Here is a 9,863-nt window from a genome sequence, read left to right as displayed (position 1 = left end):
GGGCAGCTACCTCGACGGCCCGGTGCGGCGACCGAGCTCACCAGCCGGAATCGGTGACCGATCCACCACGATCGCGTTCTACGGTCTCGGTATCGGTGAAGCGCATGCCGCTGCCGTCCGAGAACTCCCTGCGCTCCCTGGCGTTGGGCGGAGCCGTCGGGGCCGGGACCGGTTCCGGCGCACGCAGGTCGGGCATGCCCTCGACCAGGTCGGACAGCTTCGGCATCCGTGCCCGATGAGTGTCCAAGGGCGCCATCAGGTCCCGCGTCTTGCGGGCCACATCCGCGCTGGCCTGCTGCGCCGCCTCGGTGACCGCCTTGGCGATCTCGGCATGGCTGAGATCCTCGATATTGGGACCGAACTGGGTGTCGATCACCGTGTTGTCGGCGTTCACGACCACCGTCACCCGCTTGCCGCGCACCGTCGCGCGACCGGTCAGTTCGGCGCGCTCCTGCTGCAACCGTGCGATGATCCGCATCTGTTCTTGGACGCCATCGAGAATGTCGGCCAAGTCCGCCTTGGCTTGCTCGTTCGTCATCGGTCGGTGAACCCCGGGGTCAGCGGATGCCGTCGCGGTTGCCGTGCTCCATGTCGCGCAGCAGATTCGCGGTCTTCGTCTGTCCTTGACTGAAGTTCTCGAAGGTGCCGGCCACGTTGCGGGCGCCCTTGATCAGGTTGTCCCTGGTCGTGGTGTAACCGCCCGAGCCATCGGGTCCGTTGGCGAAGTTGCGGCCGATACTGTCGTTGCCCCAGCAGTTTCCCCGCGCGGCGATCGACGCGCTCAATCTGTCGATGATGCCGGTGATCCGGTCCTCGACATGCCCCGTCTTCTGGGCCGCCTTGCGGAACAGATGCTCGTCGAATTCGACATTGTCCGCCATCGCGTCCGCTCCTCCACCCTCGATTTCTTCCCACCCACGGTAACACCGGATGACTAATCACCAGTGACGCCAATGTGAACGGCAAATTCCTCGATGTTTGCGGGCAGACTCCGCGCCCAGGTCCAGCACGTGCCGAGTCGTCAGATCCCTTCAGCGCCCCAAATTTTCGGGGCAGGACGGCAGCTCACAGCTCCACCAAGAGGGTGACCGGACCGTCGTTCACCAACTCGACCTGCATGTGCGCACCGAACCGCCCGGTGGCCACGGTTGCGCCGAGTTCGCGCAATGCCTGCGCGAAGTGCTCGACGAGCGGTTCGGCCACGGCGCCGGGCGCGGCAGCCGACCAGGACGGGCGCCTGCCCTTCTTCGTGTCCGCGTACAGCGTGAACTGGCTGACCACCAGAATCGGCGCGCCCAGATCCGCGGCCGAGCGCTCCCCGTCGAGGACGCGCAACCGCCACACCTTGTCGGCCAGCGCCCGCGCGCTCGCCTCGGTGTCGGAATGCGTCACGCCGACCAGGGCGACCAGGCCGTGCGGGAGGCCGTCGGCCACCGGATCGATCCGGCCGACGACCTGCTCGTCGACGATGACCCGCGCCGAACTCACGCGCTGCAGAAGGGCTCGCACAACCCTCGATCATGCCTTCTGTCACGGCGACGGCCGCCGCGCGGGTCGTCGACCGCCGAACGGCCCGGCCTGCCTGGCAAGATACAGGTGCGCGCGGACCGCAAGCGTGTCAAACTCGGTGCGCAGAAGATTGTGTTGCGCGGTTGCCGCGCGTTGGCGGAGGATCATGCTGGAAACGAGGAGCGCGATGGATCTGGACGCGATGGAGCGTCAGATCGCGGCGGATCGGTATGCGGCCCTCGACCGGACGGTCGAATCCGAATTGCGCTTGGCCACCTCCCTCGGCGAACTCGCCAAAGGGCTGATCGCCACCAAGGGCAACGGCTCGACGCGCGACCGCACCAGGGAAGCGCTGGCGCCCGCCGAAGAAGCGGTGGCGATCCGCCTGCGCCTGCTGTCCAGGGGCCAAGTGCTCACCGCCCGCCTGGCCGGCGAGTTGAACGACGCGCTGCGCTCCTTCGAGCAAGCGGCACGGCACAGCGGCCGCAGGGAACTGGCCACCACGACGATCCGGCGTGCCTGCGATGTCTACCGGCAGGTGGCGCGGGAGCATCCCGAAGTCGCGGGCCCGTGCGCCGACGGCCTGTCCAAGTGCGGTGTCTGGCTGGGCAGGCTGGACCAGGACGCCGCCGTGGCCGCGACCGAGGAGGCGGCCCGCATCCGCGCCTCCCTCGCCGCGGCGAACCCGGAGCTGTCCGGCAAGTACCTCGCCAGCCTGAGCACGCTGCTGCGCACCCTCATGGTCGGCCGGTCGCGCAAGCAGGCCATCGCCATGTACCGGGAGCGGTACGCCGCGTTCACCTCCACCACCATGTCGATCCGCTTGCGCGCCTGCGGCATCCAAGATCTGGACCTCACCCCGAAGTCGCACCGGGCGTTGGTCGAACTGGGTTGCCGCACCCTGGAGGCAGCCGGACGACTCACCCAGCAGCAGATCATGTTCAAATCCTCCGGCGATCTGTCGACCGTCGAGGAGATCAACTGGAAGCTGGCCCTGGTCGGCCTGCGACCGCTCGCGCCCGGCACCGAGCAGGATCAGCCGTCCACACCCGTGCAGATCGGCTCCACCTTCGGCGCACTCAGCGTGTACGTGCCGGAACGGGACGCGATCGCCCAGGTGCGCGCCGCGATCATCGCGGCCTACGCCGTCGACGACGCCTATCCCCTCGACCGCGAGAGTTATCTCGGTACGCACGATTCGAAGTGGAAGATCCGCGAGCCGAAGCTGAACACTTCCCCCACCCTGGGCGACGACATCGTGCTGATCGACCAGCCCTACGGCGGCTGGGTGACTGTCATGAGCCTGAACTGGGAACTCACCCCGGTGGCGAAAAACCCACTGGCACTGCGCCTCTCCCAGGACTGGCCCGTCGCGGCGATCACGGTCACGGAGGACGTGGCATACGAGTTGTGCTGGTACGAGCGCGGCGCGGCCACCCAGTACGCCGCACTCGGCCGTCCGGCCGGGCAGGCTCCCCTCGACAAGCCGCTGGCGCCATTGAATTTCGAGACGCTGGCCCTGTACAACCCAGACCGAGCGACGGAGAGCAAGCTGCGCGCGGCCTTCGGCAATACGAAGGTGTTCGCCAACCTGACCTACCTGCCGGACTGCGGCCTGCGCCAGATCAGCGTCGACACGCCGTTGTCCGAGCACGGCGATCGCGTCCTGTTCTTCCGCACGACACCCTGAGGCCCGCTGCCGCGGTAACGATTTGCGGCAAGGTAACGCACACATCAGCGGCGGCGGTGAACAAAATATCCGGCGTTGCGGCCCCGCATCTGCGCAGGTCATTTGACCAGGAAATACGTACGCCGAGCTGAACACTGGGCTGCATCGCGTCCCCTGCCGGTTACCGCACCCGCCGGTAACCCGCAGGCAAACGAATTTCTCGAGAACTAATTGAACGGAATGTTTGATCCGCTCCATGGAGTGCTCTACTGAGACAACGCCCGCACGATGTACCGGATCGCAGCATTGATGCCGCAGCGCCGTCCGGGCGGCTTGGAAAAAGTCACACGAAGCTACCCGAGGGCTCTATGGACCAACTGGCGTTGGCGGATACCCCGACCGCCCGATGCGCCTACTATCGACACACCTGCGACTTGCCCGCCGGAGTTCATCCGGAGATAGGCCGGATCGTCCTGCGCGCCGGATTCGTCGGCGCGATCACGATGCCCGCCGCATTGGGGCAGAAGGTTCGCGAGGATCTCATCCATCGCCGAAACGCGTTGGGTCCGATCATTTCTCACGTCCGGTCCAAACGGTGGACCTTCCTCACCCGGCCCGACTTACCCGACGACGTTCGGCTGTTCGCAGAGCTGTTCCGCCTGAACGTCTCCATCGTGCCCTCCGGCGGCGAGATCGCCCTGCCGTCGCCCGCCGCGACCGATGCCGACTACCGGCACTGGATCGTGGCTCCCGAGAACGGTTTCCGCCCCTCCGGCTCGTCCATCGTCGACACCGTACGGTTCTGCACGAGAACGGTCGGGCGATGACCACCGGGGCGGTCCTTCCGGCCAAACATCAAGTGCTGCAAGCCTGCCGAGGCGAGCTGCACGAGAGCAACCCGCTGCTGCGCTGCGCGCACGAGCTCACCACGTTGCACGAACGCAGGCTCAGCGCGGGACACGAATCGCTCGATGAGATAGACGCGTTGCGCGCGAGCCTGGTTCGCGACATCGACCGCTGGATCACCGTGCAGTTGCCTCCCGCCCATGGCGCGGCGCACGTGCACACCGAGACCGTCGGCGCCGTGATCGATCGCCTGGCCCAGTTCACCGCGAACGCGTATGCGGCGCTGGCCAGCGCCTCGGAATGGGATCTGTGGGACGCCTGGCAGCGCTTGGCCGAACTGGCCGTCGGCTACGACGACCTGGCCGCCGAGGTCTGCGCCGGCGTACGGAGACTCCCTGGCGCATCATAGGTTCCGTCGCGGCTCCCCATCCGTAAAGTTGAACGGATGGGGAGTCCGGACCACCACGAAGAGAAGCTCGCCCTGCACACCAGGCGGGCGAGTTCGTTCGGCGCGCAGGCCGCCGCGTACGCCGAGCACCGTCCCGATTATCCGGCCGCGGCCATTCGCTGGGCGCTGGCCTCCGTCGCCCACCGGCGACCGCCGACCGTTCTCGATCTCGGCGCCGGCACGGGCAAGCTGACCCAGGGTCTGCTCGAAGCAGGCGCCATCGTGATCGCCGTCGAACCCGACGAGCACATGCGCGGCGAGCTGAGCCGCCGATTCCCGGATGTCGCCGCCCACGCCGGTTCGGCCGAAGCCATTCCCCTCCCGGCTGATTCGGTGGACGCGATTGTCGTCGGACAGGCTTTCCATTGGTTCGACTTGGACCGTGCCTATCCGGAATTCCTCAGAGTGCTGCGACCCGGTGGCGTTCTCGCAGCCCTGTGGAACACCGACGACGATTCCGTGGCGTGGGTCGCCGGGCTGAGAGAAGTCGCCGGATCCAGCGTGTCCCCACCCCAGCCGCCGAGCGGGCACGTCGTTCTACCCGCCCACCCGATCTTCCGCGAGCACCGGTTCGAACGGTCGACCTTCCCGCACCGGTATCGGCGTACGGCCGAGTCCCTGACCGCGACCATCGGCACCCAATCCCACACGCTGGTGATCTCGCCCGAGGAGCGGGCCGAGGTGCTCGGCCGGACAATGGCCTATCTGCGCGAGCGGCCGGAGACGGCCCAGGGCGAATTCGATCTGCCCATAATCACTTTGGCGCTGCGCACAACCCTGCGCCCCGCGGGCTGAAGCGGCTACTTACGCACACGGAACAGCCAGGCCACAGCATTGCCCGCACCGTCGCCGCGCCTGCGGGGCGGGCAGGATCACGTCGAACTGCGGCGTGCGCCAAGCCGATTCGAGTAGCGGTCTACTCAGGTCAACGCCTATTGCCCGGCCATACGCTGACGGCATCGTTCAGAACAGTCCCGACCCACAAGGAGAGATAACCGTTCCACCCCGCACGGGCACCGACCGGGCCCACCGCTTCGGCTCGACGCGAAGGACGCGGGCGCAAGGAATGACGTCACCGATCCAGCGAACGCTGGGTATCGCCCGGTGGCGTGTCGGCGCATGGTGTCGGCACGCGGAGAACGGCGAGATCGACCAGGGCATCCTGGCGTCGGTGCGCCTCGTTTCCTCGCCGCGCAGTGTCATCGAACCGGGGCAGCCCCACGGCCGTGCCCTACTCCGGACGCAATGTCAGGATCCGTGGTCCGTCCTCCGTGACGGCGACCGTGTGCTCCCAATGTGCCGCACGACTGCCGTCCACGGTGACCACGGTCCAGTCGTCGTCGAGCACCTTCGTCTGGGTGGTGCCGAGCGTGAGCATCGGCTCGATCGCGAGCACCGAGCCCACCACGAGTTTCGGGCCCTTGCCCGGCTCGCCTTCGTTGGCCAGAAACGGATCGAGGTGCATCTCGCGCCCGATGGCGTGCCCGCCGTAACCGTCGACGATGCCGTAGGCGCGCCCGTGCTCCTTCTCGGCCGCCCGGGTGCCCAACTCGATGGCGTGCGAGACGTCCGTCAGCCGGTTACCGGGCAGCATCGCCGCGATACCGGCCTCCATCGACGACTTGGTCGCCTCGCTGAGCAACCGATCGGCCTCGATGATCGTGCCGACGCCGAAGGTCCAGGCCGAATCGCCGTGCCAGCCGTCGAGAATGGCGCCGCAGTCGATGGAGACCAGGTCACCTTCGGCCAGAATCTCCGCCGCCGTCGGAATCCCGTGCACCACACGGTCGTTCACCGAGGCGCAGATGGACGCGGGGAAGCCGTGGTAGCCCTTGAAGGACGGCACTGCGCCCGCGTCCCGGATCACCTGCTCGGCGACCTCGTCCAGTTCCAAGGTGGACACGCCGGGCTTGGCGGCCGCGCGCACGGCCACCAAAGCGCGGCCGACGATCGCGCCTGCCGCCGCCATGGCGTCCAGTTCGCCCGCCGTCCGGAACGGCACGACCTTCTTCTTGCGGTTGAAGACCATTCGGGCCTCAGCGCTCCATCGCGAGCCGGCTCAGTGGCCCAGCGCGCGCAATGCCCGCGCGTTGACGTCGTCGACCTCGCCGACGCCGTCCACCGAGACGACCAGGCCGTCGTAGTGGTCCAGCAGCGGCTCGGTCTCCTCGCGGTACACCCGGAGCCGGTTACGGATCACGCTCTCGTTGTCGTCGGCACGGCCGCGCGCGAGCATCCGCTCGACCACGGTGTCCTCCGGCACGACGAAGCGCAGCACCGCGTCGAGCTTGGCGTTCATGTCCTTGAGGATCTTCTCCAGCGCGTCTGCCTGGTCGACCGTGCGCGGGTATCCGTCGAGGACGAAGCCGTTGGCGGCGTCGGGCTCGTTGACCCGCGCCTCCACCATGCGATTGGTCACGTCGCTGGGCACCAGGTCGCCCGCGTCCATGTACTTCTGCGCCTCGCGGCCCAGCGGAGTCTGCTGGCCGATATTCGCGCGGAACAGGTCCCCGGTGGAGATGTGCGGAACGCCCAGCTTCTCCGACAGCAGGACGGCCTGGGTGCCTTTACCGGCGCCCGGCGGACCGAGCAGTACAACTCTCACTTGAGGAACCCTTCGTAATTTCGATTCATCAGCTGGCTCTCGATCTGCTTCACGGTGTCCAAACCGACGCTCACCATGATCAGCACCGCGGTACCGCCGAACGGAAGGTTCTGGGTACCGCCGGAGGCGCCGATGTCGAGGAACAGGTTCGGCAGCACCGCTACCAGACCGAGATAGATCGAGCCGGGGAGGGTGATACGGCTCAGGACGAAGTTGAGGTAGTCGGCGGTCGGCTTACCGGGACGGTAGCCCGGGATGAAGCCACCGAACTTCTTCATCTCGTCGGCGCGCTCCTCCGGGTTGAAGGTGATCGCGACGTAGAAGTAGGTGAAGAACACGATCAGACTGAAGTAGATCGCGATGTACACCGGGTTGCCGGGATTCACCAGGTATTTCTGGATGATCTCCTGCCACCAGCTCGGATTCTGGTTGTTCTGCGATCCGGTCAGCTGCGCGATCAGGTTCGGCAGGTACAGCAGCGACGAGGCGAAGATGACCGGGATGACACCCGCCTGGTTCACCTTCAGCGGCAGGTAGGTCGAGGAGCCGCCGTACATCTTCCGGCCCACCACGCGCTTGGCGTATTGGACCGGGATCCGGCGTTGGCCCTGCTCGACGAAGATCACGGCGGTGATGATCGCCAGCGCGGCGACGCACACCAGACCGAAGACCAGGCCGCCTCGGTTGTCCAGGATCGCCTTGCCCTCGCTCGGGATGCGGGCGGCGATGCCGGAGAAGATCAACAGGGACATGCCGTTGCCGATGCCGCGCTCGGTGATCTGCTCGCCGAACCACATCACCAGTGCCGCGCCCGCGGTCATCACGAGCACGATGATGATCATGCCGAAGATGCTGGTGTCGGCCAGGATGTCCTTCTGGCAGCCCTGCAGGAGCTGGCCACGAGCCGCCAGCGCGACCAGGCCGGTGGCCTGGAGAATCGCCAAGGCGATCGACAGGTATCTGGTGTACTGCGTCATCTTGGTCTGGCCGGATTGGCCTTCCTTGCGCAGTTCCTCGAACCGCGGGATGACGACGGTGAGCAGCTGGATGATGATGCTCGCGGTGATGTAGGGCATGATGCCGATCGCGAAGACCGACAGCTGCAGCAGCGCACCACCGGAGAACAGGTTGATCAGCTGGTAGATGCCGCCGGACGAACCGCCCGAGACCAGGTCGATGCACTCCTGGACCGACTTGTAGTCGACGCCGGGGGACGGCAGCGAGGCACCCAGCCGGTACAACGCGATCAACCCCAGCGTGAAGAGAATCTTCCGCCGTAAGTCCGGAGTCCGGAAGGCCGATACGAAGGCGGAAAGCACTGATCCTCCTGGCGAACGACATGGTCATGACATGGATGTTCAGCGATGTCCCTGCTCGACACAGAAGGGACGCCGAAAACCACGACGAGGCTTGGCAGACAACAATTGAACTCTAACAGTGGCACCGGACGAGCTGTTCACTCGTCCGGCGCCGCTGTCATGCAGAGTACCGTCAGCCCAGCTCGGTGACGGTGCCACCGGCGGCGGTGATCTTCTCCTTCGCCGCGCCGGTGACCTTGTCCGCGGTCACCTGGACCGCGACGCCGATCTCACCATCGCCGAGAACCTTGACCAGCTGGTTCTTGCGAACCGCGCCGGCCGCCACGAGCTCGGCCTTGCCGACCTCGCCGCCCTCGGGGAACAGCTTCGCGATCTTGCCGACGTTCACGACCTGGTATTCCGTGCGGAACGGGTTCGTGAAGCCCTTGAGCTTGGGCAGCCGCATGTGGATCGGCATCTGCCCGCCCTCGAAGGCGGCCGGGACGTTCTTGCGCGCCTTGGTGCCCTTGGTACCACGGCCCGCGGTCTTGCCCTTGGAGCCCTCACCGCGACCCACACGGATCTTCTCGGTCTTGGCGCCGGGAGCCGGACGCAGGTGATGCAACTTGATGGTCATGTCAGACCTCCTCAACGGTCACGAGGTGGCGCACGACGTTGATCAGCCCGCGGTTCTGGGCGTTGTCCTCGCGGACCACGGTCTTGCGGATTCCGCGCAGACCGAGGGTGCGAAGGCTGTCCCGCTGATTCTTCTTGGCGCCGATCGAACTCTTGATCTGGGTCACCTTGAGATCTGCCATTACTTGACACCTCCGGCAGCCTGGGCGCGCGCACGCAGCATGCCGGCAGGGGCGACGTCCTCGAGCGGCAGGCCACGGCGGGCCGCGACCTCTTCCGGACGCTGCAACTGCTTGAGGGCAGTGACAGTCGCGTGCACGACGTTGATGGCGTTGTCGCTACCGAGCGACTTCGCCAGAATGTCGTGGATACCGGCGCATTCCAGCACGGCACGGGCCGCGCCGCCGGCGATCACACCGGTACCGGGCGAGGCCGGGCGCAGCATGACCACACCGGCCGCCGCCTCACCCTGAACCGGGTGGGTGATGGTGGAGCCGATCATCGGGACGCGGAAGAAGTTCTTGCGAGCCTCTTCGACGCCCTTCTGGATGGCCGCGGGAACTTCCTTGGCCTTGCCGTAGCCGACGCCGACCAGACCGTTGCCGTCACCGACGATCACCAGGGCGGTGAAGCTGAAGCGCCGACCACCCTTCACGACCTTGGAGACGCGGTTGATCGCGACGACCCGCTCGAGCTGGTTCTTCTCCGCGGCGTTGTCGCGACGGTCGCCACCGCCCCGACGGTCGCCGCCACCGCGACGGTCGCCGCGGCCGCCCTCGGGGGCGCTGCCATTCTGTCCGGCGGGTCCGCTTCCGCCGTCACGCCTCTGACGTCCCGGCATCAGACGTTCCT

Annotated in this window: 13 protein-coding genes; 4 read left to right on the top strand and 9 right to left on the bottom strand. The window is 66.7% G+C overall.

All coding sequences use genetic code 11. The features are described 5' to 3' along the window. Positions 1 to 37: 37 nt before the first annotated feature. From ON21_RS04320 to dtd, 3 genes are all read right to left on the bottom strand, one after another. Positions 38 to 538 (bottom strand): YbaB/EbfC family nucleoid-associated protein, encoded by a 501-nt coding sequence (locus ON21_RS04320; RefSeq protein WP_039795578.1) that lies wholly within the window; start codon positions 536 to 538, stop codon positions 38 to 40. A gap of 19 nt (positions 539 to 557) precedes the next feature. Further along, positions 558 to 881 (bottom strand): hypothetical protein, encoded by a 324-nt coding sequence (locus ON21_RS04315; RefSeq protein ID WP_039795576.1) that lies wholly within the window; start codon positions 879 to 881, stop codon positions 558 to 560. Between the two features lie 184 nt (positions 882 to 1,065). Further along, positions 1,066 to 1,509 (bottom strand): D-aminoacyl-tRNA deacylase, encoded by a 444-nt coding sequence (dtd, locus tag ON21_RS04310; RefSeq protein ID WP_039795574.1) that lies wholly within the window; start codon positions 1,507 to 1,509, stop codon positions 1,066 to 1,068. Positions 1,510 to 1,675: 166 nt separating this feature from the next. Here dtd and ON21_RS04305 point away from each other — a divergent pair, with 166 nt between their 5' ends. The 4 genes from ON21_RS04305 (at position 1,676) to ON21_RS04290 (ending at position 5,267) form a co-directional block, all read left to right on the top strand. Then, the gene (locus tag ON21_RS04305) at positions 1,676 to 3,199 is read left to right on the top strand and encodes a hypothetical protein (RefSeq protein ID WP_245562460.1); all 1,524 of its coding nucleotides are present in this window, start codon (positions 1,676 to 1,678) and stop codon (positions 3,197 to 3,199) included. A gap of 413 nt (positions 3,200 to 3,612) precedes the next feature. Then, positions 3,613 to 4,005 (top strand): DNA-directed RNA polymerase subunit beta, encoded by a 393-nt coding sequence (locus ON21_RS04300; protein ID WP_245562459.1) that lies wholly within the window; start codon positions 3,613 to 3,615, stop codon positions 4,003 to 4,005. Continuing rightward, positions 4,002 to 4,433: a DUF4254 domain-containing protein gene (locus ON21_RS04295; protein ID WP_039795568.1), complete on the top strand. Its 432-nt coding sequence runs from the start codon at positions 4,002 to 4,004 to the stop codon at positions 4,431 to 4,433. The genes ON21_RS04300 and ON21_RS04295 overlap by 4 nt, the downstream gene beginning before the upstream one ends. 36 nt (positions 4,434 to 4,469) lie before the next feature. Beyond that, complete coding sequence (locus ON21_RS04290; RefSeq protein WP_051020331.1) at positions 4,470 to 5,267, top strand: class I SAM-dependent methyltransferase; 798 nt, start codon at positions 4,470 to 4,472, stop codon at positions 5,265 to 5,267. Positions 5,268 to 5,703: 436 nt separating this feature from the next. Here the strand turns inward: ON21_RS04290 and map are convergent, their stop codons facing one another. From map to rpsE, 6 genes are all read right to left on the bottom strand, one after another. Continuing rightward, positions 5,704 to 6,501 carry a type I methionyl aminopeptidase gene (map, locus tag ON21_RS04285; RefSeq protein WP_039795566.1) on the bottom strand — a complete coding sequence of 266 codons (798 nt, stop codon included), beginning with the start codon at positions 6,499 to 6,501 and terminating at the stop codon, positions 5,704 to 5,706. A gap of 30 nt (positions 6,502 to 6,531) precedes the next feature. After that, entirely contained in the window at positions 6,532 to 7,077 is a 546-nt protein-coding gene (locus tag ON21_RS04280; RefSeq protein WP_039795564.1) for an adenylate kinase, read from the bottom strand. Further along, positions 7,074 to 8,396: a preprotein translocase subunit SecY gene (gene secY, locus ON21_RS04275; protein ID WP_039795562.1), complete on the bottom strand. Its 1,323-nt coding sequence runs from the start codon at positions 8,394 to 8,396 to the stop codon at positions 7,074 to 7,076. The genes ON21_RS04280 and secY overlap by 4 nt, the downstream gene beginning before the upstream one ends. 172 nt (positions 8,397 to 8,568) lie before the next feature. Next, positions 8,569 to 9,012, bottom strand: coding sequence for a 50S ribosomal protein L15 (gene rplO, locus ON21_RS04270; protein ID WP_039795561.1), 444 nt, complete (start codon positions 9,010 to 9,012; stop codon positions 8,569 to 8,571). Between the two features lies 1 nt (position 9,013). Beyond that, positions 9,014 to 9,193, bottom strand: a complete 180-nt coding sequence (rpmD, locus tag ON21_RS04265; RefSeq protein ID WP_039795559.1) for a 50S ribosomal protein L30 — start codon at positions 9,191 to 9,193, stop codon at positions 9,014 to 9,016. Next, entirely contained in the window at positions 9,193 to 9,852 is a 660-nt protein-coding gene (gene rpsE / locus ON21_RS04260) for a 30S ribosomal protein S5 (protein ID WP_039795557.1), read from the bottom strand. Before rpsE ends, rpmD begins: the two co-directional genes overlap by 1 nt. Positions 9,853 to 9,863: the final 11 nt, after the last annotated feature.

The sequence above is a fragment of the Nocardia araoensis NBRC 100135 genome, from assembly GCF_000308435.1.
In the GTDB taxonomy this organism is placed as follows: domain Bacteria; phylum Actinomycetota; class Actinomycetes; order Mycobacteriales; family Mycobacteriaceae; genus Nocardia; species Nocardia araoensis.
Note: the sequence above shows the minus strand (reverse complement) of the source record. Positions and strands in the feature narration are given on the sequence as shown.

What these genes read in the sequence shown, in the direction of transcription:
- ON21_RS04320 (WP_039795578.1), bottom strand. Translation starts at nt 538, where the DNA reads ATGACGAACGAGCAAGCCAAGGCGGACTTGGCCGACATTCTCGATGGC.
- map (WP_039795566.1), bottom strand. Translation starts at nt 6,501, where the DNA reads ATGGTCTTCAACCGCAAGAAGAAGGTCGTGCCGTTCCGGACGGCGGGC.
- ON21_RS04290 (WP_051020331.1), top strand. Translation starts at nt 4,470, where the DNA reads ATGGGGAGTCCGGACCACCACGAAGAGAAGCTCGCCCTGCACACCAGG.
- rpmD (WP_039795559.1), bottom strand. Translation starts at nt 9,193, where the DNA reads ATGGCAGATCTCAAGGTGACCCAGATCAAGAGTTCGATCGGCGCCAAG.
- ON21_RS04305 (WP_245562460.1), top strand. Translation starts at nt 1,676, where the DNA reads ATGCTGGAAACGAGGAGCGCGATGGATCTGGACGCGATGGAGCGTCAG.
- rplO (WP_039795561.1), bottom strand. Translation starts at nt 9,012, where the DNA reads ATGACCATCAAGTTGCATCACCTGCGTCCGGCTCCCGGCGCCAAGACC.
- ON21_RS04295 (WP_039795568.1), top strand. Translation starts at nt 4,002, where the DNA reads ATGACCACCGGGGCGGTCCTTCCGGCCAAACATCAAGTGCTGCAAGCC.
- rpsE (WP_039795557.1), bottom strand. Translation starts at nt 9,852, where the DNA reads ATGCCGGGACGTCAGAGGCGTGACGGCGGAAGCGGACCCGCCGGACAG.
- ON21_RS04315 (WP_039795576.1), bottom strand. Translation starts at nt 881, where the DNA reads ATGGCGGACAATGTCGAATTCGACGAGCATCTGTTCCGCAAGGCGGCC.